Origin of the sequence: Paraburkholderia sp. IMGN_8, assembly GCF_038050405.1 — a bacterium.
Lineage (GTDB): Bacteria > Pseudomonadota > Gammaproteobacteria > Burkholderiales > Burkholderiaceae > Paraburkholderia.
Map to the genome: position 1 here is coordinate 315,185 of NZ_CP150900.1, position 25,911 is coordinate 341,095.

Annotated in this window: 35 protein-coding genes; all 35 read left to right on the forward strand. The window is 58.6% G+C overall.

The window, feature by feature from the left end:
* Positions 1-18 precede the first annotated feature (18 nt).
* The 35 genes from rpoC to rplQ all read left to right on the forward strand — a co-directional run bounded on the left by rpoC (position 19) and on the right by rplQ (position 25,854).
* A complete protein-coding gene (gene rpoC / locus WN982_RS01540) occupies positions 19-4,257 on the forward strand; it encodes a DNA-directed RNA polymerase subunit beta' (protein WP_341314095.1) in 4,239 nt (1,412 codons plus the stop codon).
* A gap of 202 nt (positions 4,258-4,459) precedes the next feature.
* Complete coding sequence (recQ, locus tag WN982_RS01545; protein ID WP_341314096.1) at positions 4,460-6,307, forward strand: DNA helicase RecQ; 1,848 nt, start codon at positions 4,460-4,462, stop codon at positions 6,305-6,307.
* Positions 6,308-6,517: 210 nt separating this feature from the next.
* Positions 6,518-6,898: a 30S ribosomal protein S12 gene (gene rpsL / locus WN982_RS01550; RefSeq protein ID WP_006998493.1), complete on the forward strand. Its 381-nt coding sequence runs from the start codon at positions 6,518-6,520 to the stop codon at positions 6,896-6,898.
* Positions 6,899-7,077: 179 nt separating this feature from the next.
* Positions 7,078-7,548, forward strand: coding sequence for a 30S ribosomal protein S7 (rpsG, locus tag WN982_RS01555; protein WP_006053291.1), 471 nt, complete (start codon positions 7,078-7,080; stop codon positions 7,546-7,548).
* 133 nt (positions 7,549-7,681) lie between these two features.
* Positions 7,682-9,784, forward strand: coding sequence for an elongation factor G (fusA, locus tag WN982_RS01560; protein ID WP_341314097.1), 2,103 nt, complete (start codon positions 7,682-7,684; stop codon positions 9,782-9,784).
* 47 nt (positions 9,785-9,831) lie between these two features.
* Positions 9,832-11,022, forward strand: coding sequence for an elongation factor Tu (gene tuf / locus WN982_RS01565; protein WP_025496714.1), 1,191 nt, complete (start codon positions 9,832-9,834; stop codon positions 11,020-11,022).
* Positions 11,023-11,176: 154 nt separating this feature from the next.
* Positions 11,177-11,488, forward strand: a complete 312-nt coding sequence (gene rpsJ, locus WN982_RS01570) for a 30S ribosomal protein S10 (RefSeq protein ID WP_006998489.1) — start codon at positions 11,177-11,179, stop codon at positions 11,486-11,488.
* Between the two features lie 201 nt (positions 11,489-11,689).
* Complete coding sequence (rplC, locus tag WN982_RS01575) at positions 11,690-12,349, forward strand: 50S ribosomal protein L3 (RefSeq protein WP_007180137.1); 660 nt, start codon at positions 11,690-11,692, stop codon at positions 12,347-12,349.
* Positions 12,349-12,969 (forward strand): 50S ribosomal protein L4, encoded by a 621-nt coding sequence (rplD, locus tag WN982_RS01580; RefSeq protein WP_007180136.1) that lies wholly within the window; start codon positions 12,349-12,351, stop codon positions 12,967-12,969. Before rplC ends, rplD begins: the two co-directional genes overlap by 1 nt.
* Positions 12,966-13,280, forward strand: coding sequence for a 50S ribosomal protein L23 (rplW, locus tag WN982_RS01585; protein ID WP_007180135.1), 315 nt, complete (start codon positions 12,966-12,968; stop codon positions 13,278-13,280). Before rplD ends, rplW begins: the two co-directional genes overlap by 4 nt.
* Positions 13,281-13,282: 2 nt before the next feature.
* Positions 13,283-14,110: a 50S ribosomal protein L2 gene (gene rplB, locus WN982_RS01590; RefSeq protein WP_341314098.1), complete on the forward strand. Its 828-nt coding sequence runs from the start codon at positions 13,283-13,285 to the stop codon at positions 14,108-14,110.
* Positions 14,111-14,120: 10 nt separating this feature from the next.
* Entirely contained in the window at positions 14,121-14,396 is a 276-nt protein-coding gene (gene rpsS / locus WN982_RS01595) for a 30S ribosomal protein S19 (protein ID WP_004199273.1), read from the forward strand.
* A gap of 7 nt (positions 14,397-14,403) precedes the next feature.
* The gene (gene rplV, locus WN982_RS01600; RefSeq protein ID WP_007180133.1) at positions 14,404-14,736 is read left to right on the forward strand and encodes a 50S ribosomal protein L22; all 333 of its coding nucleotides are present in this window, start codon (positions 14,404-14,406) and stop codon (positions 14,734-14,736) included.
* 11 nt (positions 14,737-14,747) lie between these two features.
* On the forward strand, positions 14,748-15,554 hold the full coding sequence (rpsC, locus tag WN982_RS01605) for a 30S ribosomal protein S3 (RefSeq protein WP_020070582.1): 807 nt from the start codon (positions 14,748-14,750) through the stop codon (positions 15,552-15,554).
* 2 nt (positions 15,555-15,556) lie between these two features.
* A complete protein-coding gene (gene rplP, locus WN982_RS01610) occupies positions 15,557-15,973 on the forward strand; it encodes a 50S ribosomal protein L16 (protein ID WP_007180131.1) in 417 nt (138 codons plus the stop codon).
* A 10-nt stretch (positions 15,974-15,983) separates the two neighbouring features.
* Positions 15,984-16,178 carry a 50S ribosomal protein L29 gene (rpmC, locus tag WN982_RS01615; RefSeq protein WP_007180130.1) on the forward strand — a complete coding sequence of 65 codons (195 nt, stop codon included), beginning with the start codon at positions 15,984-15,986 and terminating at the stop codon, positions 16,176-16,178.
* Positions 16,175-16,447 carry a 30S ribosomal protein S17 gene (rpsQ, locus tag WN982_RS01620; protein WP_007180129.1) on the forward strand — a complete coding sequence of 91 codons (273 nt, stop codon included), beginning with the start codon at positions 16,175-16,177 and terminating at the stop codon, positions 16,445-16,447. Before rpmC ends, rpsQ begins: the two co-directional genes overlap by 4 nt.
* 290 nt (positions 16,448-16,737) lie before the next feature.
* Complete coding sequence (gene rplN / locus WN982_RS01625; protein WP_006052212.1) at positions 16,738-17,106, forward strand: 50S ribosomal protein L14; 369 nt, start codon at positions 16,738-16,740, stop codon at positions 17,104-17,106.
* 9 nt (positions 17,107-17,115) lie between these two features.
* Complete coding sequence (gene rplX / locus WN982_RS01630; RefSeq protein WP_115109799.1) at positions 17,116-17,424, forward strand: 50S ribosomal protein L24; 309 nt, start codon at positions 17,116-17,118, stop codon at positions 17,422-17,424.
* A gap of 17 nt (positions 17,425-17,441) precedes the next feature.
* Complete coding sequence (gene rplE / locus WN982_RS01635; RefSeq protein ID WP_006052214.1) at positions 17,442-17,981, forward strand: 50S ribosomal protein L5; 540 nt, start codon at positions 17,442-17,444, stop codon at positions 17,979-17,981.
* 7 nt (positions 17,982-17,988) lie between these two features.
* A complete protein-coding gene (rpsN, locus tag WN982_RS01640; RefSeq protein ID WP_006052215.1) occupies positions 17,989-18,294 on the forward strand; it encodes a 30S ribosomal protein S14 in 306 nt (101 codons plus the stop codon).
* A gap of 14 nt (positions 18,295-18,308) precedes the next feature.
* The gene (gene rpsH, locus WN982_RS01645) at positions 18,309-18,704 is read left to right on the forward strand and encodes a 30S ribosomal protein S8 (RefSeq protein ID WP_006052216.1); all 396 of its coding nucleotides are present in this window, start codon (positions 18,309-18,311) and stop codon (positions 18,702-18,704) included.
* An 18-nt stretch (positions 18,705-18,722) separates the two neighbouring features.
* Positions 18,723-19,253: a 50S ribosomal protein L6 gene (gene rplF / locus WN982_RS01650; protein ID WP_028199570.1), complete on the forward strand. Its 531-nt coding sequence runs from the start codon at positions 18,723-18,725 to the stop codon at positions 19,251-19,253.
* Positions 19,254-19,265: 12 nt separating this feature from the next.
* Positions 19,266-19,631, forward strand: coding sequence for a 50S ribosomal protein L18 (gene rplR, locus WN982_RS01655; protein ID WP_006052218.1), 366 nt, complete (start codon positions 19,266-19,268; stop codon positions 19,629-19,631).
* Positions 19,632-19,645: 14 nt separating this feature from the next.
* Positions 19,646-20,164, forward strand: a complete 519-nt coding sequence (rpsE, locus tag WN982_RS01660; RefSeq protein ID WP_006052219.1) for a 30S ribosomal protein S5 — start codon at positions 19,646-19,648, stop codon at positions 20,162-20,164.
* 11 nt (positions 20,165-20,175) lie between these two features.
* Positions 20,176-20,358 carry a 50S ribosomal protein L30 gene (gene rpmD, locus WN982_RS01665; protein WP_007180126.1) on the forward strand — a complete coding sequence of 61 codons (183 nt, stop codon included), beginning with the start codon at positions 20,176-20,178 and terminating at the stop codon, positions 20,356-20,358.
* A 29-nt stretch (positions 20,359-20,387) separates the two neighbouring features.
* The gene (gene rplO, locus WN982_RS01670; RefSeq protein ID WP_074301421.1) at positions 20,388-20,822 is read left to right on the forward strand and encodes a 50S ribosomal protein L15; all 435 of its coding nucleotides are present in this window, start codon (positions 20,388-20,390) and stop codon (positions 20,820-20,822) included.
* A gap of 46 nt (positions 20,823-20,868) precedes the next feature.
* Positions 20,869-22,215: a preprotein translocase subunit SecY gene (gene secY, locus WN982_RS01675; protein WP_042329256.1), complete on the forward strand. Its 1,347-nt coding sequence runs from the start codon at positions 20,869-20,871 to the stop codon at positions 22,213-22,215.
* Positions 22,216-22,223: 8 nt separating this feature from the next.
* On the forward strand, positions 22,224-22,442 hold the full coding sequence (gene infA, locus WN982_RS01680) for a translation initiation factor IF-1 (RefSeq protein WP_004521905.1): 219 nt from the start codon (positions 22,224-22,226) through the stop codon (positions 22,440-22,442).
* A gap of 20 nt (positions 22,443-22,462) precedes the next feature.
* Positions 22,463-22,579, forward strand: a complete 117-nt coding sequence (gene rpmJ / locus WN982_RS01685; RefSeq protein ID WP_004199844.1) for a 50S ribosomal protein L36 — start codon at positions 22,463-22,465, stop codon at positions 22,577-22,579.
* A gap of 41 nt (positions 22,580-22,620) precedes the next feature.
* Positions 22,621-22,986 carry a 30S ribosomal protein S13 gene (rpsM, locus tag WN982_RS01690; RefSeq protein ID WP_006052223.1) on the forward strand — a complete coding sequence of 122 codons (366 nt, stop codon included), beginning with the start codon at positions 22,621-22,623 and terminating at the stop codon, positions 22,984-22,986.
* A gap of 28 nt (positions 22,987-23,014) precedes the next feature.
* Complete coding sequence (gene rpsK, locus WN982_RS01695; RefSeq protein ID WP_006052224.1) at positions 23,015-23,419, forward strand: 30S ribosomal protein S11; 405 nt, start codon at positions 23,015-23,017, stop codon at positions 23,417-23,419.
* A gap of 158 nt (positions 23,420-23,577) precedes the next feature.
* Positions 23,578-24,201: a 30S ribosomal protein S4 gene (gene rpsD / locus WN982_RS01700; RefSeq protein WP_341314099.1), complete on the forward strand. Its 624-nt coding sequence runs from the start codon at positions 23,578-23,580 to the stop codon at positions 24,199-24,201.
* Between the two features lie 124 nt (positions 24,202-24,325).
* Entirely contained in the window at positions 24,326-25,303 is a 978-nt protein-coding gene (gene rpoA / locus WN982_RS01705; protein WP_006052226.1) for a DNA-directed RNA polymerase subunit alpha, read from the forward strand.
* A gap of 158 nt (positions 25,304-25,461) precedes the next feature.
* Positions 25,462-25,854 (forward strand): 50S ribosomal protein L17, encoded by a 393-nt coding sequence (gene rplQ, locus WN982_RS01710; protein WP_008923330.1) that lies wholly within the window; start codon positions 25,462-25,464, stop codon positions 25,852-25,854.
* Positions 25,855-25,911 lie beyond the last annotated feature (57 nt).

The following is a 25,911-nucleotide window of genomic DNA, read 5'->3' on the forward strand; positions in this document are numbered from 1 at the left end:
GACTACGGAGAGAAAGCAATGAAAGCTCTGCTCGATCTATTCAAGCAAGTCCAACAGCCTGAAGTTTTTGACGCCATCAAGATCGGTCTGGCCTCGCCCGACAAGATCCGTTCGTGGTCGTTCGGTGAAGTGAAGAAGCCGGAAACCATCAACTACCGGACGTTCAAGCCGGAACGCGATGGTCTGTTCTGCGCGAAGATCTTCGGGCCGATCAAAGACTACGAATGCCTTTGCGGCAAGTACAAGCGCCTGAAGCATCGCGGCGTGATCTGCGAAAAGTGCGGCGTCGAAGTGACGCTCGCCAAGGTGCGTCGCGAACGGATGGGCCACATTGAGTTGGCCTCGCCGGTTGCGCACATCTGGTTCCTGAAGTCGCTGCCGTCGCGTTTGGGCATGGTGCTCGACATGACGCTGCGTGACATCGAACGCGTGCTGTACTTCGAAGCATACGTGGTGATCGATCCGGGCATGACGCCGCTGAAAGCGCGGCAGATCATGACCGAAGAGGATTACTACAACAAGGTCGAAGAGTACGGTGACGAATTCCGTGCCGAGATGGGCGCGGAAGGCGTGCGCGAACTGCTGCGTGCGATCAACATCGACGAGCAGGTCGAGATGCTGCGTACCGAACTCAAGAACACGGGTTCGGAAGCGAAGATCAAGAAGTACGCGAAGCGCCTGAAGGTGCTCGAGGCTTTCCAGCGTTCGGGCATCAAACCTGACTGGATGGTGCTCGAAGTGCTGCCGGTGCTGCCGCCGGAACTGCGTCCGCTGGTGCCGCTGGATGGCGGCCGCTTCGCGACGTCGGACCTGAACGACCTGTATCGCCGCGTGATCAACCGTAATAACCGGTTGAAGCGTCTGCTCGAACTGAAGGCGCCTGAAATCATTGTTCGCAACGAAAAGCGGATGCTGCAGGAAGCCGTCGATTCGCTGCTCGATAACGGTCGCCGCGGTAAGGCGATGACCGGCGCGAACAAGCGTCCGCTGAAGTCGCTCGCTGACATGATCAAGGGTAAGGGCGGTCGTTTCCGTCAGAACTTGCTCGGTAAGCGCGTTGACTACTCGGGCCGTTCGGTGATCGTGGTCGGCCCGACGCTCAAGCTGCATCAGTGCGGTCTGCCAAAGCTGATGGCGCTCGAACTGTTCAAGCCGTTCATCTTCAACAAGCTGGAAGTGATGGGTGTCGCTACCACCATCAAGGCTGCGAAGAAGGAAGTCGAGAACCAGACGCCGGTGGTGTGGGACATCCTGGAAGAGGTGATCCGCGAGCATCCGGTGATGCTGAACCGTGCGCCGACGCTGCACCGTCTTGGCATTCAGGCTTTCGAGCCGGTGCTGATCGAAGGTAAGGCAATTCAGCTGCATCCGCTCGTTTGCGCGGCGTTCAACGCCGACTTCGACGGTGACCAGATGGCTGTGCACGTTCCGCTGTCGCTCGAAGCGCAGATGGAAGCACGTACGCTGATGCTGGCTTCGAACAACGTCCTGTTCCCGGCCAACGGCGATCCGTCGATCGTGCCGTCGCAGGATATCGTGCTCGGCCTGTACTACGCGACCCGTGAAGCAGTGAACGCCAAGGGCGAAGGCCTGACGTTCACGGGCGTCTCGGAAGCGCTGCGTGCATACGAGAACAAGGAAGTCGAACTGGCCTCGCGCGTCAACGTGCGGATCACGGAAATGGTCCACAACGAAGACACGTCGGAAGGCGCGCCGAAGTTCGTGCCGAAGATCACGCTGTATGCGACGACCGTCGGCCGTTCTATTCTGTCGGAAATCCTGCCGCCGGGCCTGCCGTTCTCGGTGCTGAACAAGCCGCTGAAGAAGAAGGAAATCTCGCGCCTCATCAACACCGCGTTCCGCAAGTGCGGCCTGCGTGAAACGGTGATTTTCGCCGACCAGTTGATGCAGTCGGGTTTCCGTCTGGCAACGCGCGCTGGTATTTCGATTTGCGTGGACGACATGCTCGTGCCGCCGCAGAAGGAAACCATCGTTGGCGACGCCGCGAAGAAGGTGAAGGAATACGACCGTCAGTACATGTCGGGTCTTGTCACGTCGCAAGAGCGCTACAACAACGTGGTCGACATCTGGTCGGCAACGTCGGAAGCGGTCGGCAAGGCGATGATGGAACAGCTGTCGACGGAACCGGTGGTCGATCGCGACGGCAATGAAACGCGTCAGGAATCGTTCAACTCCATCTACATGATGGCCGATTCGGGTGCTCGTGGTTCCGCAGTTCAGATTCGTCAGCTGGCCGGTATGCGTGGCCTGATGGCGAAGCCGGACGGCTCGATCATCGAGACGCCGATTACGGCGAACTTCCGCGAAGGCCTGAACGTGTTGCAGTACTTCATCTCGACCCACGGTGCACGTAAGGGTCTGGCTGATACGGCACTGAAGACGGCAAACTCGGGTTACCTGACGCGTCGTCTCGTCGACGTCACGCAAGACCTGGTGGTGGTCGAGGACGATTGCGGTACGTCCAACGGCGTCGCCATGAAGGCGTTGGTCGAAGGCGGTGAAGTCGTCGAAGCGCTGCGTGACCGTATCCTCGGTCGCGTGACGGTGGCTGACGTCGTCAATCCGGAATCGCAGGAAACGCTGTACGAAACGGGCACGTTGCTCGACGAAGACGCGGTCGAAGAAATCGAACGCCTCGGCATCGACGAAGTGCGCGTGCGTACGCCGCTGACTTGCGAAACGCGTTACGGTCTGTGCGCAGCCTGCTACGGCCGCGACCTGGGTCGTGGCTCGTCAGTGAACGTCGGTGAAGCAGTCGGCGTGATCGCTGCTCAGTCGATCGGTGAACCGGGCACGCAGCTCACGATGCGGACGTTCCACATCGGTGGTGCGGCATCGCGTGCAGCAGTGGCTTCGTCGGTCGAAGCCAAGTCGAACGGTACGGTGCGTTTCACGGCGACGATGCGTTACGTCACCAACGCGAAGGGCGAGCAGATCGTCATCTCGCGTTCGGGCGAAGCGATGATCACCGACGACCACGGCCGCGAGCGCGAACGTCACAAGGTGCCGTACGGCGCGACGCTGTTGCAACTGGACGGCGCGCAGATCAAGGCCGGCACGCAACTGGCGACGTGGGATCCGATGACGCGTCCGATCATCACCGAGTACGGTGGTACGGTGAAGTTCGAAAACGTCGAAGAAGGCGTGACGGTTGCCAAGCAGATCGACGATGTGACGGGTCTCTCGACGCTGGTCGTGATCGACGTGAAGCGCCGTGGTTCGCAAGCGTCGAAGACGGTGCGTCCGCAGGTCAAGCTGCTCGATGCGAACGGCGAAGAAGTCAAGATCCCGAACACCGAGCACTCGGTGCAGATCGGCTTCCAGGTTGGCGCTCTGATCACCGTGAAGGATGGTCAGCAAGTGCAGGTCGGTGAAGTGCTCGCACGTATCCCGACTGAATCGCAGAAGACGCGTGACATTACCGGCGGTCTGCCGCGTGTGGCGGAACTGTTCGAAGCACGTTCGCCGAAGGACGCAGGTATCCTGGCGGAAGTCACGGGTACGACGTCGTTCGGTAAGGACACGAAGGGCAAGCAGCGTCTCGTTATCACGGACCTCGAAGGCAATCAGCACGAGTTCCTGATCGCGAAGGAAAAGCAGGTTCTGGTGCACGATGGTCAAGTCGTCAACAAGGGCGAAATGATCGTCGACGGACCGGCGGATCCGCACGACATCCTGCGTTTGCAGGGCGTCGAAGCGCTGTCGCGTTACATCGTGGACGAAGTGCAGGACGTGTACCGTCTGCAAGGCGTGAAGATCAACGACAAGCACATTGAAGTGATTGTTCGTCAGATGCTGCGCCGCGTGCAGATTACGGACAACGGCGACACGCGTTTCATCCCGGGCGAACAGGTCGAGCGGTCGGATATGCTCGATGAAAACGACCGTATGATCGCGGAAGACAAGCGTCCGGCAACGTACGAAAACGTCTTGCTCGGTATCACGAAGGCGTCGCTGTCGACCGATTCGTTCATCTCCGCGGCGTCGTTCCAGGAAACGACCCGCGTGCTGACCGAAGCGGCGATCATGGGCAAGCGCGACGATCTGCGCGGGCTGAAGGAAAACGTGATCGTCGGCCGTCTGATTCCGGCCGGTACGGGTCTTGCGTTCCACAAGGCGCGCAAGAGCAAGGAACTGTCCGACCGAGAGCGTTTCGATCAGATCGCAGCGGAAGAGTCGTTCGAATTCGGTACGCCGGAAACCCCGGCCGCCGAACAGCACCACTCAGGCGAGTAAGTCCCGGCGGCGCAAGCCGCTTGGGCTCACCAGCCAGCGAAGCCGCTCAGTTTCGACTGAGCGGCTTTTTTTATGCGCCTCTTTTTTGTGCGTCTTTGTGGATTCGTTGGCCGAACGGCTAACGTTGCCGCAAAGCGCGGGCGCAGCACGAATGCGTTGGTAAAATTCGTGTCACCGGCTTTACGCTGCTTCTCTCAAATTCATGTCCCGTCCGCTCGAAATCCTCAACGAAGTCTTCGGTTACCCCGCGTTCAGAGGGCAGCAGGGCGAAATTGTCGAGCACGTCGCCGCCGGCGGCGATTGTCTTGTGCTGATGCCGACGGGCGGTGGCAAGTCGCTGTGTTATCAGATTCCGTCGCTGGTGCGGCGCGAAGCGGGCTGCGGAGCGGGAATCGTGGTGTCGCCGCTGATCGCGCTGATGCAGGATCAGGTGGCGGCGCTCACCGAAGTGGGCGTGCGCGCGGCGTATCTGAATTCGACGCTGTCGAGCGCCGAAGCCATGGCCACCGAGCGTGCGTTGCGCGAGGGCGAAATCGATCTGCTGTATGTGGCGCCGGAACGGCTGATGACGCCCCGTTTCCAGGAGTTGCTGGAACGTACTCGCATCGGTTTGTTCGCAATCGACGAAGCGCATTGCGTGTCGCAGTGGGGACACGATTTCCGTCCTGAGTATATTCAGCTATCAGTGCTGCACGAGCGCTTCCCGAACGTGCCGCGCATTGCACTCACCGCCACTGCCGATGCAATCACGCGTGACGAAATCATCCACCGTCTGGCGCTGGACGATGCGCGCATCTTTGTTTCGAGTTTCGATCGGCCGAACATTCGCTACCGCATCGTCGAAAAAGACAATGCGCGCACGCAACTGCTCGACTTCATTCGCGCGGAACACTCGAAGCCGGACGGCACGACCGACGCCGGCGTGGTCTATTGCCTGTCGCGCCGCAAGGTCGAAGAAACGGCGGAGTGGCTGAAAGAAAAGGGTATGCGCGCGTTGCCGTACCACGCCGGCATGGAGTTCGAAATCCGCCAGAAGCATCAGGAAATGTTTCAGCGCGAGGAGGGCATCGTGATGTGCGCGACGATCGCGTTCGGCATGGGTATCGACAAACCCGACGTACGCTTTGTGGCTCACCTTGATCTGCCGAAGAGTGTCGAAGGGTACTACCAGGAAACGGGCCGTGCGGGCCGCGATGGCATGCCGGCCAATGCCTGGATGGCGTACGGTCTCGGCGACGTCGTGCAGCAGCGCAAGATGATCGACGAATCCGACGCCGATGACGCACATAAGCGCGTGCAGACCGGCAAGCTCGACGCGTTGCTCGGTCTTTGCGAGGCGGCGACTTGCCGGCGTGTGCGGCTGCTTGCGTACTTCGGCGAATCGAGCAAGCCGTGCGGCAACTGCGACAACTGTCTGGAGCCGCCAGACACATGGGATGCGACGCGTGAAGCGCAGATGGCGTTGTCATGCGTGTTCCGCGCGCAGCGAGCGAGTGGTTTTCACTTCGGCGCCGGTCACCTGATCGATATCCTGCGGGGCAACCGCAGCGAGAAGATTATGCAACGGGGTCACGAGAAGCTGACCACCTTCGGGATCGGCGCGGCGCTCGGTGAGCCGGAGTGGCGCGCCGTGTTTCGCCAGCTCGTCGCGTTCGGCTATCTGAGCGTCGACCACGAAGGATTTGGCTCGCTGGTGCTCACTGAGGCCAGTAAAGCAGTGTTGAAGGGCGAGCAGAACGTCACGATGCGCCGCTACGTAAAGCCGACGCGTACTCGCCAGTCGCCTGGACGAACCAGTGAGCGTGCCGACCCGACGATCGGCATGGGCCCGCGCGAACGCGCCCGGTGGGACCGCCTGCGGGCTTGGCGCACCGAAACCGCGAAAAGTGACGGTGTGCCGGCCTACGTCATTTTCCACGACGCCACGCTGGCGGAAATTGCCCGCAACGGTCCCGATTCGATCGAAGATTTGCGCGGCATTCCAGGCATGGGTGCACGCAAACTCGACCGTTTCGGCGACGAGTTGCTGGAAGTCGTCGGCGCCGACTGAGCCGTGTGCGGGTCGGCAGGCGTGCGAAACATTGCAACCTGTTGACTCGCTTAGTGTTTTCGGAATACTATGCTAGGTTCCGGTTCTTGGAATGCCCGCGCGCGGAGTCAATTCATGCGCTGACAGTCTGGTCCGGAAGTTCGATGCGCAATCGTTTCTGCTTTGCCCGGAAACAGATGCGTCGATTTTGTTCAATTTCAGGAATAAACAATGCCAACCATCAATCAACTGGTTCGCAAAGGCCGCGCGTCGGAAACGACGAAGAGCAAGAGCCCGGCTTTGCAGGACTGCCCCCAGCGTCGCGGCGTGTGCACCCGTGTGTACACCACGACGCCTAAGAAGCCGAACTCGGCACTTCGTAAGGTTGCCAAGGTGCGCCTGACGAACGGCTTCGAAGTCATTTCGTACATCGGTGGTGAAGGCCACAACCTGCAGGAACACTCGGTCGTGCTGATTCGCGGCGGCCGTGTTAAGGACTTGCCGGGTGTGCGTTACCACATGGTTCGCGGCTCGCTGGATACCCAGGGCGTCAAGGATCGTAAGCAAGCTCGCTCGAAGTACGGTGCGAAGCGTGCCAAGGCTGGCAAGTAATAGCCGGTCAGTGTAGTTTCAGGTCGCCTGCAAAGGCGGTAATAGCGGTGGTGCCGGAATCGCCGGTGCTGTCGAGTAAGTGGTCACCCGACCAGGCTGGTAAGTCGTTAGAGATGAATCGGGTTAGTTGGTGGCCGCGGGGCTAAAAATAGCTCCAACTGAAAAGTAAAGGAAGAAACATGCCGCGTCGTCGCGAAGTCCCCAAGCGGGAAGTGTTGCCGGATCCGAAGTTCGGTAACGTAGATGTAGCTAAGTTCATGAACGTGCTGATGCTCTCCGGCAAGAAGTCGGTTGCCGAGCGTATCGTGTACGGCGCTTTCGAACAGATCCAGACCAAGGGTGGCAAGGACCCGCTGGAAGTGTTCACGGTAGCGCTCAACAACGTCAAGCCGGTGGTGGAAGTTAAGAGCCGCCGCGTTGGTGGTGCGAACTATCAGGTTCCGGTCGAAGTGCGTCCGTCGCGTCGTATGGCATTGGCGATGCGTTGGTTGCGTGAAGCCGCGAAGAAGCGCAGCGAAAAATCGATGGCCCTGCGTTTGGCAGGTGAACTCTCCGAAGCGGCCGAAGGCCGTGGCGGCGCGATGAAGAAGCGCGACGAAGTTCACCGGATGGCAGAAGCCAACAAGGCGTTCTCGCACTTCCGTTTCTAAGCTTCCCGAACTCGGGTTAGCAGAAAAAGCGGAAAGAAATTCCGGGCGGGTGCGCTTACAAAGCGCCTCGCCCGTTTGTGTTACAGCGCGATGGGTATTTTCTCGCATCGCGTCATCCCAATAGAGGATCAAAGTGGCTCGCAAGACACCTATCGAGCGCTACCGTAACATCGGTATTAGCGCTCACATCGACGCCGGCAAAACGACGACGACCGAGCGCATCCTGTTCTATACCGGCGTGAACCACAAGATTGGTGAAGTTCACGACGGCGCTGCCACCATGGACTGGATGGAGCAGGAGCAGGAACGCGGCATCACGATCACGTCCGCTGCTACCACGGCATTCTGGAAAGGCATGGCCGGCGACCGCGCTGAGCACCGCATCAACATCATCGACACGCCGGGCCACGTCGACTTCACGATTGAAGTTGAGCGCTCGATGCGCGTGCTCGACGGCGCATGCATGGTGTACTGCGCAGTGGGCGGCGTGCAGCCGCAGTCGGAAACCGTGTGGCGTCAGGCTAACAAGTACAAGGTTCCCCGTCTCGCGTTCATCAACAAGATGGACCGTACCGGTGCGAACTTCTTCAAGGTCTACGACCAGCTCAAGCTGCGTCTGAAGGCGAATCCGGTTCCGGTCGTGGTGCCTATCGGCGCGGAAGAAAACTTCACGGGCGTCGTCGATCTGCTGAAGATGAAGGCGATCATTTGGGACGACGCGTCGCAAGGCACGAAGTTCTCGTACGAAGAGATCCCGGCGGAACTGGTCGACTCGTGCAACGAGTGGCGCGAGAAGATGGTCGAAGCGGCTGCTGAGTCGAACGAAGACCTGATGAACAAGTACCTCGAAGAGGGCGAGCTGACGGAAGCGGAGATCGTCAAGGGTCTGCGCGACCGTACGATCGCTTGCGAAATCCAGCCGATGCTGTGCGGTACCGCGTTCAAGAACAAGGGCGTGCAACGTATGCTGGACGCCGTGCTCGACTTCCTGCCGTCGCCGATCGACATCCCGCCGGTTACCGGCGAGCTGGAAAACGGTGAGCAAGGTGAACGCCGCGCTGCTGACGACGAAAAGTTCTCGGCACTGGCATTCAAGATCATGACGGATCCGTTCGTCGGCCAGTTGATCTTCTTCCGTGTGTACTCGGGCGTTGTGAATTCGGGCGACACGGTGCTGAACGCGACCAAGGACAAGAAGGAACGTCTGGGTCGTATTCTGCAGATGCACGCGAACCAGCGCGAAGAAATCAAGGAAGTGCGCGCAGGCGACATCGCTGCAGCAGTCGGCCTGAAGGACGCGACGACCGGCGACACGCTGTGCGATCCGCAAAGCCCGATCGTGCTCGAGCGCATGATTTTCCCGGAGCCGGTGATTTCGCAGGCTGTTGAGCCGAAGACGAAGCCGGACCAGGAAAAGATGGGTTTGGCCCTGAACCGTCTGGCTCAGGAAGATCCGTCGTTCCGCGTTCAAACGGACGAAGAATCGGGTCAAACCATTATTTCGGGCATGGGCGAGCTCCACCTGGAAATTCTGGTTGACCGGATGAAGCGTGAATTCGGCGTCGAAGCAACCGTCGGCAAGCCGCAAGTGGCGTATCGTGAAACGATCCGCGGCAAGGCGGTAGACGTCGACGGCAAGTTCGTCAAGCAGTCGGGTGGTCGCGGCCAGTACGGTCACGCGGTCATCACGCTCGAGCCGAATGAGCAGGGCAAGGGCTACGAGTTCCTGGACGAGATCAAGGGCGGTGTGATTCCGCGTGAATACATCCCGGCAGTCGACAAGGGTATCCAGGAAACGCTGAAGGCTGGCGTGCTGGCAGGCTTCCCGGTCGTTGACGTGAAGGTTCACCTGACGTTCGGTTCTTACCACGACGTTGACTCGAACGAAAATGCGTTCCGCATGGCCGGTTCGATGGCGTTCAAGGAAGCAATGCGCAAGGCGCAGCCGGTCATCCTCGAACCGATGATGGCTGTGGAAGTTGAAACGCCGGAAGACTACATGGGCAACGTGATGGGCGACCTGTCGGGCCGTCGCGGTATTGTTCAGGGCATGGAAGACATGATTGGCGGCGGCAAGATCGTTCGCGCCGAAGTGCCGCTGTCGGAAATGTTCGGCTACTCGACGTCGCTGCGTTCGCTGAGCCAGGGTCGTGCAACGTACACGATGGAGTTCAAGCACTACTCCGAAGCACCGCGCAACGTGTCTGAAGCGATCATCAACGCGAAGTCGAAGTAAGCGCGCGGCAAGTCATTCAACGATTAACTTTTTGAAAGAAGAGAAACATGGCTAAAGGTAAATTCGAACGGACCAAGCCGCACGTGAACGTCGGCACGATCGGTCACGTTGACCACGGCAAGACCACGCTGACGGCGGCGATCACGACGGTGCTGACCAAGAAGTTTGGCGGCGAAGCCAAGGCATACGACCAGATCGATGCGGCGCCGGAAGAAAAGGCACGTGGTATCACGATCAATACGGCACACGTCGAGTACGAAACGGCTAACCGCCACTACGCACACGTCGACTGCCCGGGCCACGCTGACTATGTGAAGAACATGATCACGGGCGCAGCGCAGATGGACGGCGCGATCCTGGTGTGCTCGGCAGCAGACGGCCCGATGCCGCAAACGCGTGAGCACATCCTGCTGGCGCGTCAGGTCGGTGTGCCGTACATCATCGTGTTCCTGAACAAGTGCGACATGGTGGACGACGCTGAGCTGCTGGAACTGGTCGAGATGGAAGTGCGCGAACTTCTGTCGAAGTACGACTTCCCGGGCGACGATACGCCGATCATCAAGGGTTCGGCCAAGCTGGCGCTGGAAGGCGACACGGGCGAGCTGGGCGAAGTGGCGATCATGAACCTGGCTGACGCGCTGGACACGTACATCCCGACGCCGGAGCGCGCAGTTGACGGCTCGTTCCTGATGCCGGTGGAAGACGTGTTCTCGATCTCGGGTCGTGGCACGGTGGTGACGGGTCGTGTTGAGCGCGGCGTCGTGAAGGTCGGCGAGGAAATCGAAATTGTCGGTATCAAGCCGACGGTGAAGACGACCTGCACGGGCGTGGAAATGTTCCGCAAGCTGCTCGACCAGGGTCAGGCAGGCGACAACGTTGGTATCCTGCTGCGCGGCACGAAGCGTGAAGACGTGGAGCGTGGCCAGGTTCTGGCCAAGCCGGGTTCGATCAACCCGCACACGCACTTCACGGCCGAAGTGTACGTGCTGAGCAAGGACGAAGGCGGCCGCCACACGCCGTTCTTCAACAACTATCGTCCGCAGTTCTACTTCCGGACGACGGACGTGACGGGCTCGATCGAGTTGCCGAAGGACAAGGAAATGGTCATGCCGGGCGACAACGTGTCGATCACGGTGAAGCTGATCAACCCGATCGCGATGGAAGAAGGCCTGCGTTTCGCAATCCGCGAAGGTGGCCGTACCGTCGGCGCAGGTGTCGTTGCCAAGATCCTCGAGTAAAATCGCGGATTGAACTTGCAGTAAGTGGTGCCCGGAGCCGGGCGCCTGTCGATAGGAGTTGGCGCTTCAGCGCTTACTCCTATCCCATGCCCGGCTCTACGTTCTTTTACTATCTGGCGGCGCAATACCGCCTCGCTCTTTCCAAGGAATTGTCATGCAGAACCAGAAAATCCGTATTCGCCTGAAGGCTTTCGACTATCGCCTGATCGATCAATCGGCAGCTGAAATCGTCGACACGGCAAAGCGGACTGGCGCAATCGTTCGTGGTCCGGTGCCCCTGCCGACCCGCATTCAACGTTTCGACATCCTGCGTTCGCCGCACGTCAACAAGACGTCGCGCGATCAGCTCGAAATCCGTACGCACCAACGCCTGATGGACATCGTCGATCCGACGGACAAGACCGTCGACGCACTGATGAAGCTGGACCTGCCGGCTGGCGTGGACGTGGAAATCAAGCTGCAATAAGGCTTCCAGAGGTTGTCCGGCTTGCCGGGCAACGCTAAGTCATTGATTGCTTGCGGAAAACGAAAAGCCTCGCTATAATGCAAGGCTTTTCGCGCATTTGCGCAAAAAAGTCGGTGTGCTGCAGCATGAATTCATGTCCGAAACGGCGCCGGCATTTTGTAAATTAGCCCCGACCAATCGCAGTCGGGAATGGAGAAAACGATGAGCCTTGGACTCGTAGGTCGCAAGGTTGGCATGACCCGTATCTTCACGGCAGAAGGGGATTCGATTCCCGTTACCGTGCTGGACGTGTCCGACAACCGCGTGACGCAGATCAAGACTGTTGAAACCGACGGCTATACGGCCGTGCAGGTTGCATTCGGTACGCGCCGTGCATCGCGTGTAACGAAGCCGTTGGCCGGTCATCTCGCCAAAGCCGGTGTTCAAGCCGGTGAAATCCTCAAAGAATTCCAGATCGATGCTGCCAAGGCTGCCGAGTTGTCGAACGGCACCGTGGTCGGTCCCGACCTGTTCGAAGTAGGCCAGAAGGTCGACGTGCAAGGCGTGTCGATCGGTAAGGGCTACGCCGGTACCATCAAGCGTTACAACTTCGCATCCGGCCGTGCATCGCACGGTAACTCGCGCTCGCACAACGTGCCGGGTTCGATCGGTATGGCGCAGGATCCGGGTCGTGTTTTCCCGGGTAAGCGCATGACCGGTCACATGGGTGACGATACGGTAACCGTGCAAAACCTCGAAATCGCTCGTATCGACGCTGATCGCAAGCTGTTGCTGGTCAAGGGCGCCGTTCCGGGTGCGAAGGGTGGCAAGGTATTCGTTACGCCGGCCGTGAAGACGCGTGCCGTGAAAGGAGCGAAATAATGGAACTTAAGCTCCTGAATGCCAATGGTCAGGAAGGTGCAGGCGTTAGCGCGTCGGACGTCGTGTTCGGCCGCGATTACAACGAAGCCCTGATTCACCAGGTCGTGGTGGCGTACCAGGCGAATGCCCGTAGCGGCAACCGCGCGCAGAAGGACCGTGAGCAAGTCAAGCACACGACCAAGAAGCCGTGGCGCCAGAAGGGTACGGGCCGCGCCCGTGCCGGTATGTCGTCGAGCCCGTTGTGGCGCGGCGGTGGCCGGATCTTCCCGAATTCGCCGGAAGAAAACTTTTCGCACAAGGTCAATAAGAAGATGCATCGCGCAGGTCTCTGCTCGATCTTCTCGCAGCTGGCCCGCGAAGGCCGCATCTCGGTGGTCGACGAGCTGACGCTCGAAGCGCCGAAGACGAAGCTGCTGGCCGAAAAATTCAAGGCGATGGGTCTCGACTCCGTGCTGGTGATTACCGACACGGTCGACGAAAACCTGTACCTCGCGTCGCGCAACCTCGCCCATGTGGCAGTTGTCGAGCCGCGTTACGCCGACCCGCTGTCGCTGATCTACTTCAAGAAGATCCTGATCACGAAGGCTGCGGTCGCCCAGATCGAGGAGTTGCTGTCATGAGCGAGATTCGCAAGAACGATCATCGTTTGATGCAGGTCCTGCTCGCGCCGGTGATCTCCGAAAAGGCGACGCTGGTGGCCGACAAGAACGAGCAAGTTGTGTTCGAAGTCGCGCCCGATGCCACGAAGCAGGAAGTGAAAGCTGCAGTCGAGCTGCTGTTCAAGGTGGAAGTCAATTCCGTCAACGTGCTGGTCTCGAAGGGCAAAGCCAAGCGTTTTGGCCGCTTCATGGGCAAGCGTAAAGACGTGAAGAAGGCGTACGTCTGCCTGAAGCCCGGCCAGGAAATCAACTTTGAAGCGGAGGCCAAGTAATCATGGCAATCGTTAAAGTTAAGCCGACTTCGCCGGGTCGCCGTGCGATGGTCAAGGTGGTCAACAAGGATCTGCATAAGGGCAAGCCGTTCGCACCGCTGCTCGACTCGCAGAGCTCGACCGCCGGCCGTAATAACAACGGCCACATCACCACGCGTCATAAGGGTGGTGGTCACAAGCATCACTATCGTGTCGTCGATTTCCGTCGCACGAAGGATGGCATTCCGGCCAAGGTCGAACGTCTTGAGTACGATCCGAACCGTAGCGCGAACATCGCGCTGGTTCTGTACGCAGACGGCGAGCGCAAGTACATCATCGCTCCGAAGGGTGTGACGGTTGGCCAGCAACTGATGTCGGGTTCGGAAGCGCCGATCCGCGCAGGTAACACGCTGCCGATCCGCAACATTCCGGTCGGTACGACGATCCACTGCATCGAAATGCTGCCGGGCAAGGGCGCGCAAATGGCGCGTTCGGCTGGTACGTCGGCGATGTTGCTGGCTCGTGAAGGCATCTACGCACAGGTCCGCCTGCGCTCAGGTGAAATCCGCCGCGTTCACGTTGAATGCCGCGCGACGATTGGTGAAGTTGGCAACGAAGAGCACAGCCTCCGTCAAATCGGTAAGGCTGGCGCGAACCGCTGGCGCGGTATCCGCCCGACGGTGCGTGGCGTTGCAATGAACCCGGTCGATCACCCGCACGGTGGTGGTGAAGGCAAGACGGCTGCAGGTCGCGATCCGGTGAGCCCGTGGGGCACGCCTGCTAAGGGTTATCGCACCCGCAGCAATAAGCGCACGACGAGCATGATCGTCCAGCGCCGTCACAAGCGTTAAGGAGTAGGCAATGGCACGTTCTGTAAAAAAAGGTCCGTTCTGCGACGCCCATTTGCTGAAGAAAGTTGAGGCGGCTGCAGCTTCGCGGGATAAGAAGCCGATCAAAACCTGGTCGCGCCGTTCGACGATTCTGCCGGATTTCATCGGTCTGACGATTGCTGTGCACAACGGCCGTCAACACGTCCCGGTGTACATCTCGGAAAACATGGTCGGCCACAAGCTTGGCGAGTTCGCATTGACCCGGACGTTCAAGGGTCATGCAGCCGACAAGAAGGCTAAGAAATAAGGGGCTCATGATGGAAGTGAAAGCAATTCATCGCGGTGCCCGCATCTCGGCGCAGAAAACGCGCCTTGTGGCTGACCAGATCCGCGGTTTGCCGGTCGACAAGGCGCTGAACGTTCTGACGTTCTCGCCGAAGAAGGCTGCGGGAATCGTGAAAAAGGTCGTGCTGTCGGCGATCGCGAATGCGGAGCATAACGAAGGCGCCGATATCGATGAGCTCAAGATCACGAGCATCTACATCGACAAGGCTGCGTCGCTCAAGCGTTTTACCGCGCGCGCTAAAGGCCGCGGTAACCGCATCGAGAAGCAATCCTGTCACATCACTGTGACGGTCGGGAATTAAGGGGTCATACGATGGGACAGAAAATTCATCCGACTGGCTTCCGTTTGGCCGTCAGCCGTAATTGGGCGTCGCGTTGGTACGCGAACAACAACAATTTCGCGGCGATGTTGCAGGAAGACATCGGTGTTCGTGAATACCTGAAGAAGAAGCTGAAAAACGCTTCGGTTGGTCGCGTCGTTATCGAGCGTCCGGCAAAAAACGCGCGCATCACGATTTATAGCTCGCGTCCGGGTGTGGTCATCGGTAAGAAGGGCGAGGATATCGAGCTGCTGAAGTCAGAACTGCAACGCCGCATGGGCGTTCCGGTCCACGTCAACATCGAAGAAATCCGCAAGCCGGAAACCGATGCGCAACTGATCGCTGATTCGATCACGCAACAGCTCGAGCGCCGGATTATGTTCCGCCGCGCGATGAAGCGTGCGATGCAAAACGCAATGCGTCTGGGTGCTCAAGGCATCAAGATCATGAGCGCTGGCCGCCTGAACGGTATCGAAATCGCTCGTACGGAATGGTATCGCGAAGGTCGCGTGCCCCTTCATACGCTGCGTGCTGATATCGACTACGCAACTTCGGAAGCGAAGACGACGTACGGCATCATCGGCGTGAAGGTGTGGGTCTACAAGGGCGACACGCTCGGCCGCAACGACGCACCGGTGGTTGAAGAAGTCGCCGAAGAAAAGCGTCCGCGCCGCAACGCACGTCCGGGTGGCGATCGCCGTCCGCGTCGCGATGGTGAGGGTGGTGGCCCGGCAGGTGCACGCCGTGGCGCTCCTCGTCGTGCTGGCGGTGCCGGCGGCGACGGGAAGACTGGAGAATAACGATGCTGCAACCGAAACGCAGAAAGTATCGCAAAGAGCAGAAGGGTCGTAACACCGGTATCGCTACCCGCGGCAACGCGGTATCGTTCGGTGAGTTCGGCTTGAAGGCTATCGGTCGTGGTCGCTTGACCGCGCGCCAGATTGAAGCGGCACGTCGTGCAATGACGCGTCACATCAAGCGTGGTGGCCGCATCTGGATCCGCATCTTCCCGGACAAGCCGATCTCGCACAAGCCGGCTGAAGTACGTATGGGTAACGGTAAAGGTAACCCTGAGTACTACGTCGCAGAGATTCAACCGGGCAAGATGCTGTACGAAATGGATGGCGTAACCGAAGAGCTGGCACGCGAAGCGTTCCGTCTGGCTGCAGCTAAGCTGCCGCTTAAGACGACGTTTATCGTGCGTCAGCTCGGCGCCTAAGGAGCAAATGATGAAGGCTTCCGAACTTCACCAGAAAGATCAGGCCGCGCTCAACAAGGAGCTGTCGGACCTGTTGAAGGCGCAATTCGGCCTGCGCATGCAACTCGCGACCCAGCAGCTCACGAACACGAGCCAGCTGAAGAAGGTTCGTCGCGACATCGCACGTGTGCGGACCGTCCTGACTGAGAAGGCGAACCAGAAATGAACGATAGCGTAAAAACCTCGCTCAAGCGGACGCTGGTCGGCAAGGTCGTCAGCAACAAGATGGACAAGACGGTCACCGTGCTGGTTGAGCATCGCGTGAAGCACCCGATCTACGGCAAGTACGTTGTGCGTTCGAAGAAGTACCACGCGCACGACGATGCGAACACGTACAACGAGGGTGACCTCGTTGAAATCCAGGAAACGCGTCCGATTTCGAAGACGAAAGCTTGGGTTGTGGCTCGCTTGGTCGAGGCTGCTCGCGTCATCTGACGCCGCAAAGTTGTAGAAGTAATTGAAATCGCAGTAAGTTTCGCTTGCAAGACCGAGATTATCAGTTATAATCTCGGTCTTCCCTCTTTTATGGGAGCCCCGTCGCGGGCGAAGTTGGTGGGGGAAGCGGTGCGGGCGCCAGTCTGTTCCGTAGGATTCACCGGATTGCGATGGCGGGTTTCGTTTGCCGTCGCTGCTGTTCTAACCCAAGCAGCCGATTGGCTGACGGGACCAAGACTGACCGGGTACGCCATGGTGGTGTGACCGGATTAAGTTGGGAAAGATAAACCATGATCCAGACCGAAACTCGGCTTGAAGTGGCCGACAACACGGGTGCGCGTGAAGTCATGTGCATCAAGGTGCTCGGCGGCTCGAAGCGTCGTTATGCCAGCATTGGCGACATCATCAAGGTGACCGTCAAAGAAGCAACGCCGCGCGGGCGCGTGAAGAAAGGCGAAATTTATAACGCCGTGGTGGTTCGTACCGCCAAGGGCGTGCGCCGTCAGGACGGCTCGCTGATCAAGTTCGATGGCAATGCCGCAGTGTTGTTGAATGCCAAGCTCGAACCTATTGGCACCCGTATTTTCGGGCCTGTCACGCGCGAGTTGCGCAGCGAACGATTCATGAAGATCGTTTCGTTGGCACCTGAAGTGCTGTAAGGAGTCGCGATGAACAAGATTCGCAAAGGTGACGAAGTTATCGTCATCACCGGCAAAGATAAGGGCAAGCGCGGCATCGTGCTGTCCGTTGGCGAAGGCAAAGTGATTGTCGAGGGTATCAACCTCGTCAAGAAACACGTCAAGCCGAACCCGATGAAGGGTACGACGGGCGGTGTGGAAGCCAAGACGATGCCGCTGCAAATTTCGAACGTCGCATTGGTCGACGCGAATGGCAAGGCGTCGCGTGTAGGCATCAAGGTCGAAGGAGACAAGAAAGTCCGTTTCCTTAAGACGACCGGTGCCGAGCTGAGCGCCTGACGCAGCGGAGTAAAAAAATGGCTCGTTTGCAAGAGTTTTACAAAGAAAAGGTTGTACCCGGCCTCATCGAGAAGTTCGGTTACAAGTCCGTGATGGAAGTGCCGCGCATCACCAAGATCACCCTGAACATGGGCCTTGGCGAAGCGGTTGCTGACAAGAAGATCATCGAAAACGCCGTTGGCGACCTGACGAAGATCGCAGGCCAGAAGCCGGTGATCACGAAGGCACGCAAGGCAATCGCTGGCTTCAAGATCCGTCAGGGCTATCCGATCGGTGCAATGGTCACGTTGCGTGGTCAGGCAATGTACGAATTTCTGGACCGTTTCGTGACGGTTGCGCTCCCCCGTGTGCGTGACTTCCGTGGCGTGTCGGGTCGTGCGTTCGATGGTCGCGGCAACTACAACATCGGTGTGAAAGAGCAGATCATTTTCCCCGAAATCGACTACGACAAGATCGACGCACTGCGTGGGCTGAACATCAGCATCACGACGACTGCGAAGACCGACGACGAAGCAAAGGCTCTGCTCGCCAGCTTCAAGTTCCCGTTCAGAAACTGAGGTTACCGTGGCTAAACTGGCACTGATCGAACGTGAAAAGAAGCGTGCTCGCCTGGCCGCTAAGTACGCTCCCAAGCGTGCTGAGCTGAAAGCGATCATCGGCGATATGAGCAAGTCGGACGAAGAGCATTACGCAGCACGTCTGGAACTGCAACAACTGCCGCGCAACTCTAACCCGACCCGTAAACGCAATCGTTGCGCAATTACCGGTCGCCCGCGTGGCACGTTCCGTAAATTCGGGCTGGCGCGTAACAAGATTCGCGAAATCGCGTTCCGCGGCGAGATCCCTGGCCTGACCAAGGCGAGCTGGTAATAGGAGAAACGTAAATGAGCATGAGTGATCCTATCGCCGATATGCTGACTCGCATCCGCAACGCGCAGATGGTCGAGAAAGTTTCGGTGACAATGCCCTCGTCGAAAGTCAAGGTTGCGATTGCGCAGGTCCTGAAGGACGAAGGCTATATCGATGATTTCGCAGTGAAGTCCGAAGGTGCGAAGTCTGAATTGAACATCGTGTTGAAGTACTACGCTGGCCGTCCGGTTATCGAGCGCATTGAACGCGTTTCGAAGCCTGGTCTGCGTGTGTACCGCGGCCGTAACGACATCCCCGTGGTCATGAATGGCCTCGGCGTGGCAATCGTGTCGACGCCGAAGGGCGTGATGACGGACCGCAAGGCGCGTGCAACGGGCGTTGGCGGCGAAGTCATCTGCTACGTCGCTTAAGGCCGAAAGGAGAGAAACATGTCTCGAGTAGGTAAAAGCCCGATCGCGCTGCAAGGCGCAGAAGTGGCCCTGAGCGACGAACGCATTACCGTCAAGGGCCCGCTGGGTACGATTTCGCAGGCTGCGAACAGTCTCGTGAAGGTGGTGAACGACAACGGCACGCTGAAGTTCGAGCCGGTTGACGAAAGCCGCGAAGCGAATGCGATGTCGGGCACGATGCGCGCACTGGTTGCGAACATGGTGAACGGCGTGACGAAGGGTTTCGAGCGCAAGCTGACGCTGGTTGGCGTCGGTTACCGCGCACAAGCGCAAGGCGACAAGCTGAACCTGTCGCTGGGTTTCTCGCACCCTGTGGTGCACCAGATGCCGGAAGGCGTCAAGGCTGAAACCCCGACGCAAACCGAAATCGTGATCAAGGGGATCAATAAGCAACAAGTTGGCCAGGTCGCTGCAGAAGTGCGCGGCTATCGCCCGCCGGAGCCCTACAAGGGCAAGGGTGTGCGCTACGCCAACGAGGTTGTGATCCTCAAAGAAACGAAGAAGAAGTAAGGGTGCGCAATCATGGATAAGACTCAATCTCGCCTGCGCCGCGCTCGTCAGACGCGTATCAAGATCGCTGAGCTGCAGGTCGCGCGTCTCGCCGTGCATCGCACGAACACGCACATCTATGCGCAAGTGTTCTCGCCGTGCGGCACCAAGGTGCTCGCCAGCGCGTCGACGCTCGAAGCCGAAGTGCGTGCGCAACTGGCTGATCAGACGGGCAAGGGCGGCAACGTCGCTGCTGCGACCCTGATTGGTAAGCGCATTGCAGAAAAGGCTAAGGCTGCCGGCATCGAATCCGTCGCCTTCGACCGTTCTGGTTTCCGTTACCACGGCCGCGTGAAAGCGCTGGCTGATGCGGCACGCGAAGCCGGACTCAAGTTCTAAGGGAAGAATTCGTCATGGCAAAGATGCAAGCGAAAGTTCAGGCTGACGAACGCGACGACGGCCTTCGTGAAAAAATGATTTCGGTCAACCGCGTGACCAAGGTCGTGAAGGGTGGCCGGATTCTCGGTTTCGCCGCACTGACCGTGGTTGGCGACGGTGATGGCCGCGTCGGTATGGGCAAGGGCAAGGCGAAGGAAGTGCCGGTCGCTGTTCAGAAGGCGATGGAACAGGCTCGCCGCAACATGTTCAAGGTGCCGCTTAAGAACGGTACCCTGCAGCACGAAGTGCACGGTAAGCACGGCGCATCGATGGTCCTCCTCGCTCCCGCGAAGGACGGTACCGGTGTGATCGCTGGCGGCCCGATGCGCGCAGTGTTCGACGTGATGGGCGTGCAGAACGTTGTGGCCAAGAGCCACGGTTCGACGAACCCGTACAACCTCGTTCGTGCAACGCTCGACGGTCTGCGCAAGCAGTCCACGCCGGGTGACATCGCGGCGAAGCGTGGCAAGTCCGTCGAAGATATTCTGGGCTAAAGGTGGACACCATGTCTGATAAAACTGTCAAGGTCCAGCTCGTCAAGAGCCTGATCGGCACCCGTGAAACGCACCGTGCGACGGTGCGTGGCCTGGGCCTGCGCCGACTCAACTCGGTTAGCGAGTTGCAGGACACGCCGGCTGTGCGCGGCATGATCAACAAGGTTTCGTACCTCGTTAAGGTCATCAGCTAAGCGGCTGACCAGGACTCAAGGAGTTGATAATGGAATTGAATAACCTGAAGCCGGCTGAAGGTTCGAAGCACGCTAAGCGTCGCGTCGGCCGCGGTATCGGCTCCGGTCTGGGCAAGACTGCTGGCCGTGGTCACAAGGGTCAGAAGTCGCGTTCGGGTGGCTTTCACAAGGTTGGCTTCGAAGGCGGTCAAATGCCGCTGCAACGTCGCCTGCCGAAGCGTGGTTTCACCTCGCTGACGAAGGAATTCGTCGGTGAAGTGCGTCTCTCTGATCTGGAAAAGCTGCCGGTCGACGAAATCGATCTGTTGGCTCTTAAGCAAGCCGGCCTGGTCGGTGAGTTGATCAAGAGCGCCAAGATCATCGCGACGGGCGAGCTGAAGCGCAAGATCGTTGTGAAGGGTCTGGGTGCGACGAAGGGTGCGCGCGCTGCTATTGAAGCAGCCGGCGGCTCTTTTGCCGAGTAACGCGCAAGTTATTTGCCGTCACTAGCATTTGCATCGGAGAAGGTACTTGGCTAACAGCCCGAGTCTCGCAAAACCCGGTCGCAGCGCGGCGAAGTTTGGCGATCTGCGTCGGCGGGCAGTGTTCCTGCTGCTGGCGCTGATCGTCTACCGTATCGGCGCGCACATTCCGGTGCCGGGTATCGACCCGGACCAACTGGCAAAGCTGTTCCAAAGCCAGTCGGGCGGCATCCTTGGCATGTTCAACATGTTCTCGGGTGGCGCACTTTCGCGGTTCACGATTTTTGCGCTGGGGATCATGCCGTATATTTCGGCGTCGATCATCATGCAGTTGTTGGCGATTGTCTCGCCGCAGCTGGAAGCGCTAAAAAAGGAAGGGCAGGCTGGTCAACGGAAGATTACGCAATACACGCGTATCTTTACGGTCCTGCTGGCGACATTCCAGGCGTTCGGCATCGCCGTCGCATTGGAAAATCAGCCGGGCCTGGTGATCGATCCGGGGATGGTGTTTCGGTTGACGACGGTCGTGACGCTGGTGACCGGCACGATGTTCCTGATGTGGCTGGGTGAGCAGATCACGGAACGTGGCCTTGGTAACGGTATCTCGATCATCATTTTCGGCGGTATTGCGGCGGGTTTCCCGAACGCAATCGGTGGTCTTTTCGAACTGGTGCGAACCGGCTCAATGAGCATCATCTCCGCGATTATCGTGGTCGCGCTGATTGCTGCAGTGACGTATCTGGTGGTGTTCATCGAACGCGGCCAGCGCAAGATTCTTGTGAACTACGCCAAGCGGCAAGTCGGTAACAAGATTTACGGCGGACAGTCTTCACATCTGCCGCTGAAGCTGAACATGTCGGGCGTGATTCCGCCGATCTTTGCATCGTCGATCATTCTCTTCCCGGCAACCATCCTGAACTGGTTTAGTTCGGGGTCGCGTACCAGCTGGTTCGCAGACACGTTGCACAACGTGGCCGAAGCCCTTAAGCCCGGTCAACCCGTGTACGTGTTGCTGTACGCGTTGGCGATCGTTTTCTTCTGTTTTTTCTACACCGCGTTGGTGTTCAACAGCAGAGAAACGGCCGACAACCTGAAAAAGAGTGGCGCTTTCGTCCCAGGCATCCGCCCGGGCGATCAAACGGCGCGATATATCGACCGCATCCTCACGCGTCTGACGCTGGCCGGTGCGATCTACATCGTGTTTGTTTGTCTGCTGCCCGAGTTTCTGGTGCTGCGCTGGAACGTGCCGTTTTATTTTGGTGGAACGTCGCTGCTGATCATTGTCGTCGTCACAATGGATTTCATGGCGCAGGTGCAGTCGTACGTTATGTCGCAACAGTATGAATCGCTGCTGAAGAAAGCTAATTTCAAAGGCGGCGGCGTCCCGATGCGTTGAAAGGACTTATGGCCAAAGACGATGTTATCCAGATGCAGGGTGAAGTCATCGAAAACCTGCCTAACGCTACCTTTAGGGTGAAGCTGGAAAACGGCCATGTCGTATTGGGACACATATCCGGCAAGATGCGGATGCACTACATCCGAATCTTGCCGGGCGACAAGGTGACGGTTGAATTGACGCCTTACGATCTGTCGCGTGCGCGGATCGTGTTCCGGGCGAAGTGATTTGAAAAAAGGGTAATATCATGAAAGTGATGGCATCGGTTAAGCGCATTTGCCGCAATTGCAAGATCATCAAGCGCAAAGGCGTTGTGCGCGTGATTTGCAGCTCTGATCCGCGCCACAAACAGCGTCAAGGCTGAACGCCGCGCTTTTGCTTGCGCTTTTTGTTTGAGGAAAAACAATGGCTCGTATCGCAGGGGTTAACATCCCGAATCACCAGCATACCGAAATCGGCCTGACGGCAATTTACGGTATCGGCCGCACGCGCTCGCGCGACATTTGCGTCGCTGCTGGTGTGGCATTTTCGAAGAAGGTCAAGGACCTGAACGACGCAGACCTCGAAAAGCTGCGTGAAGAAGTCGGCAAGTTCATCGTTGAAGGCGATCTGCGCCGTGAAACGACGATGAACATCAAGCGCCTGATGGATCTCGGCTGCTACCGTGGCGTGCGTCACCGCAAGGGTCTGCCCCTGCGTGGCCAACGCACGCGTACGAATGCCCGTACGCGCAAGGGTCCGCGTCGTGCAGCGCAATCGCTGAAGAAGTAAGCGGAACTGACAGTTACAGGAAAACGTAATGGCTAAGGCTTCGAACAACTCCGCGGCGCAACGCGTTCGCAAGAAGGTCAAGAAGAACGTCGCCGAGGGCGTGGTTCACGTTCACGCGTCGTTCAACAACACCATCATCACGATCACCGATCGTCAAGGCAACGCACTTGCTTGGGCAACGTCGGGTGGTCAGGGCTTCAAGGGCTCGCGTAAGTCGACGCCGTTTGCAGCTCAGGTGGCAGCCGAATCGGCCGGCCGCGTGGCGATGGAATACGGCGTGAAGAACCTCGAAGTGCGGATCAAGGGCCCCGGTCCTGGCCGTGAGTCCGCGGTGCGCGCGTTGCATGGTCTTGGTATCAAGATCACCGCGATCTCCGACGTGACCCCGGTCCCGCACAACGGCTGCCGTCCGCCGAAGCGTCGTCGTATCTAAGACGCTGTTTTGGCAAGCGCCTGTTGCCGCCGGGGTTTGAAAACCGGTGACGACGGGCTGCTTGCGCTTTGATGAATTGACTAAGCCCACCGTTCGGCCCAAAGGGTTCGGACTAGCGCGGACGCGAGTTCGCGTGATCAATCAACGAAGGAATCAACGTGGCACGTTATATCGGCCCTAAGGCCAAGCTGTCCCGCCGTGAAGGCACTGACCTCTTCCTGAAGAGCGCCCGTCGTTCGCTGGCTGACAAGTGCAAGCTTGACAGCAAGCCCGGCCAGCATGGCCGCACCTCGGGCGCACGTACGTCCGATTACGGCACGCAGCTGCGCGAAAAGCAAAAAGTGAAGCGCATCTACGGTGTCTTGGAGCGTCAATTCCGCCGTTACTTCGCTGAAGCTGACCGCCTGAAGGGCAACACGGGTGAAAACCTGCTGCAATTGCTCGAATCGCGTCTGGACAACGTCGTGTATCGCATGGGTTTCGGCTCGACGCGCGCTGAAGCACGTCAGCTCGTGAGCCACAAGGCGATCGTGGTTAACGGCGTCGTGTCGAACATCCCGTCGATGCAAGTGAAGGCAGGCGACGTCGTCGCAGTGCGCGAACAAAAGAAGAAGCAAGCGCGCATTCTCGAAGCGCTGTCGCTGGCTGAGCAAGGCGGTCTGCCGAGCTGGGTCGCTGTCGATTCGAAGAAGTTCGAAGGCACGTTCAAGCAAAAGCCGGAACGCAGCGACATCGCTGGCGATATCAACGAAAGCCTGATCGTCGAATTGTATTCGCGGTAATCGGATTAACGGCCGGGGCACCCCGATTGCGTTGCGCAAGGGGGCGTCTCGGCTGTTTATTTTCAGGTTGTTACCGGTCAGCCTTATCGGTGTAACGAGCCGAGGGTATTGAAAAGGAAAACCTATGCAAACCAGTTTGTTGAAGCCCAAGATCATCGCAGTTGAATCGCTTGGTGAGAGCCACGCGAAAGTGGTCATGGAACCGTTTGAACGCGGTTACGGCCACACCTTGGGTAACGCGCTCCGGCGCGTACTGCTGTCGTCGATGATCGGCTATGCGCCGACCGAAGTGACGATCGCAGGCGTCGTACATGAATACTCGACGCTCGACGGTGTGCAAGAGGATGTGGTCAACCTGTTGTTGAACCTGAAGGGCGTAGTGTTCAAGCTGCATAACCGTGACGAAGTGACGGTTACGCTGCGCAAGGAAGGCGAAGGCGTTGTCACTGCTGGCGACATCGAACTCGCGCACGATTGCGAAGTGATCAACCCGGATCACGTGATTGCGCATCTGTCGAAGGGCGGCAAGCTCGATGTGCAGATCAAGGTCGAAAAGGGCCGTGGTTATGTGCCGGGCAACGTGCGTCGTTACGGCGAAGAGTCGGCCAAGATCATCGGCCGTATCGTGCTGGACGCGTCGTTCTCGCCGGTTCGCCGGGTGAGCTACGCTGTTGAAAGCGCGCGTGTCGAACAGCGTACCGATCTCGACAAGCTCGTGATGAACATCGAAACCAACGGTGTTATCTCGCCGGAAGAAGCGATCCGTCAATCGGCGCGTATTCTGGTCGATCAACTGTCGGTGTTCGCTGCTCTGGAAGGCACGGAAGCTACGGCAGAAGCGCCGTCGCGTGCGCCGCAGATCGATCCGATCCTGCTGCGTCCGGTCGATGATCTCGAACTGACGGTTCGTTCCGCGAACTGCCTGAAGGCCGAGAACATCTACTATATCGGCGACCTGATCCAGCGCACGGAAAACGAACTGCTCAAGACCCCGAATCTGGGTCGCAAGTCGTTGAACGAAATCAAGGAAGTACTGGCGTCGCGTGGTTTGACGCTCGGCATGAAGCTCGAAAACTGGCCGCCGGCTGGTCTCGACAAGTAATCCCGGGACAGAACCCGCCGCTGCACTGGCACAGACGCGGATTTTCCTTTAAAATCCGCGTCTTGTCTTTTTTCACTACCGGCCCGTGCGCTCACACCTTTCGGGTGATCGAGCGCGATAGAAGAGCTGGACCAAAACTTTGAATCAAAGGAATTAACATGCGTCACCGTCATGGTCTGCGGAAACTGAACCGCACGAGCAGCCACCGTCTGGCAATGCTCCGTAACATGTCCAACTCGCTGATCGAGCACGAAGTCATCAAGACCACGCTGCCGAAGGCGAAAGAACTCCGTAAAGTCGTCGAGCCGCTGATCACGCTCGGCAAGAAGCCGTCGCTGGCAAATCGTCGTCTGGCGTTCAACCGCCTGCGCGATCGTGACTCGGTCACGAAGCTGTTCGAAGTGCTGGGCCCGCGTTACGCGACCCGTCCGGGCGGCTACCTGCGCGTTCTGAAGTTCGGTTTCCGCGTCGGCGACAATGCACCGATGGCATTGGTCGAATTGCTCGACCGTCCGGAAGTCGAAGAAACCGAAGTGCAAGAAGCTGAGTAAGCTTTTTAGCATCGACGAAAAAGCCAGGCTTTGAGCCTGGCTTTTTTGTTTGTGGCG

Excerpts from the sequence above, each read along its gene's own strand:
- rplP (WP_007180131.1), top strand. The coding sequence starts at position 15,557 with ATGCTGCAACCGAAACGCAGAAAGTATCGCAAAGAGCAGAAGGGTCGT.
- rpsK (WP_006052224.1), top strand. The coding sequence starts at position 23,015 with ATGGCTAAGGCTTCGAACAACTCCGCGGCGCAACGCGTTCGCAAGAAG.
- recQ (WP_341314096.1), top strand. The coding sequence starts at position 4,460 with ATGTCCCGTCCGCTCGAAATCCTCAACGAAGTCTTCGGTTACCCCGCG.
- rplW (WP_007180135.1), top strand. The coding sequence starts at position 12,966 with ATGAGCGAGATTCGCAAGAACGATCATCGTTTGATGCAGGTCCTGCTC.
- rpsC (WP_020070582.1), top strand. The coding sequence starts at position 14,748 with ATGGGACAGAAAATTCATCCGACTGGCTTCCGTTTGGCCGTCAGCCGT.
- rplN (WP_006052212.1), top strand. The coding sequence starts at position 16,738 with ATGATCCAGACCGAAACTCGGCTTGAAGTGGCCGACAACACGGGTGCG.
- rplQ (WP_008923330.1), top strand. The coding sequence starts at position 25,462 with ATGCGTCACCGTCATGGTCTGCGGAAACTGAACCGCACGAGCAGCCAC.
- rpsL (WP_006998493.1), top strand. The coding sequence starts at position 6,518 with ATGCCAACCATCAATCAACTGGTTCGCAAAGGCCGCGCGTCGGAAACG.
- rplR (WP_006052218.1), top strand. The coding sequence starts at position 19,266 with ATGGATAAGACTCAATCTCGCCTGCGCCGCGCTCGTCAGACGCGTATC.
- rplX (WP_115109799.1), top strand. The coding sequence starts at position 17,116 with ATGAACAAGATTCGCAAAGGTGACGAAGTTATCGTCATCACCGGCAAA.
- rplV (WP_007180133.1), top strand. The coding sequence starts at position 14,404 with ATGATGGAAGTGAAAGCAATTCATCGCGGTGCCCGCATCTCGGCGCAG.
- rplD (WP_007180136.1), top strand. The coding sequence starts at position 12,349 with ATGGAACTTAAGCTCCTGAATGCCAATGGTCAGGAAGGTGCAGGCGTT.
- rpsE (WP_006052219.1), top strand. The coding sequence starts at position 19,646 with ATGGCAAAGATGCAAGCGAAAGTTCAGGCTGACGAACGCGACGACGGC.
- rplO (WP_074301421.1), top strand. The coding sequence starts at position 20,388 with ATGGAATTGAATAACCTGAAGCCGGCTGAAGGTTCGAAGCACGCTAAG.
- rpoA (WP_006052226.1), top strand. The coding sequence starts at position 24,326 with ATGCAAACCAGTTTGTTGAAGCCCAAGATCATCGCAGTTGAATCGCTT.
- rpmJ (WP_004199844.1), top strand. The coding sequence starts at position 22,463 with ATGAAAGTGATGGCATCGGTTAAGCGCATTTGCCGCAATTGCAAGATC.
- infA (WP_004521905.1), top strand. The coding sequence starts at position 22,224 with ATGGCCAAAGACGATGTTATCCAGATGCAGGGTGAAGTCATCGAAAAC.
- rpmD (WP_007180126.1), top strand. The coding sequence starts at position 20,176 with ATGTCTGATAAAACTGTCAAGGTCCAGCTCGTCAAGAGCCTGATCGGC.
- tuf (WP_025496714.1), top strand. The coding sequence starts at position 9,832 with ATGGCTAAAGGTAAATTCGAACGGACCAAGCCGCACGTGAACGTCGGC.
- rpmC (WP_007180130.1), top strand. The coding sequence starts at position 15,984 with ATGAAGGCTTCCGAACTTCACCAGAAAGATCAGGCCGCGCTCAACAAG.
- rpsQ (WP_007180129.1), top strand. The coding sequence starts at position 16,175 with ATGAACGATAGCGTAAAAACCTCGCTCAAGCGGACGCTGGTCGGCAAG.
- rplC (WP_007180137.1), top strand. The coding sequence starts at position 11,690 with ATGAGCCTTGGACTCGTAGGTCGCAAGGTTGGCATGACCCGTATCTTC.
- rpsH (WP_006052216.1), top strand. The coding sequence starts at position 18,309 with ATGAGCATGAGTGATCCTATCGCCGATATGCTGACTCGCATCCGCAAC.
- rpsS (WP_004199273.1), top strand. The coding sequence starts at position 14,121 with ATGGCACGTTCTGTAAAAAAAGGTCCGTTCTGCGACGCCCATTTGCTG.
- rplF (WP_028199570.1), top strand. The coding sequence starts at position 18,723 with ATGTCTCGAGTAGGTAAAAGCCCGATCGCGCTGCAAGGCGCAGAAGTG.
- rpoC (WP_341314095.1), top strand. The coding sequence starts at position 19 with ATGAAAGCTCTGCTCGATCTATTCAAGCAAGTCCAACAGCCTGAAGTT.
- rplB (WP_341314098.1), top strand. The coding sequence starts at position 13,283 with ATGGCAATCGTTAAAGTTAAGCCGACTTCGCCGGGTCGCCGTGCGATG.
- rplE (WP_006052214.1), top strand. The coding sequence starts at position 17,442 with ATGGCTCGTTTGCAAGAGTTTTACAAAGAAAAGGTTGTACCCGGCCTC.
- rpsM (WP_006052223.1), top strand. The coding sequence starts at position 22,621 with ATGGCTCGTATCGCAGGGGTTAACATCCCGAATCACCAGCATACCGAA.
- rpsJ (WP_006998489.1), top strand. The coding sequence starts at position 11,177 with ATGCAGAACCAGAAAATCCGTATTCGCCTGAAGGCTTTCGACTATCGC.
- rpsG (WP_006053291.1), top strand. The coding sequence starts at position 7,078 with ATGCCGCGTCGTCGCGAAGTCCCCAAGCGGGAAGTGTTGCCGGATCCG.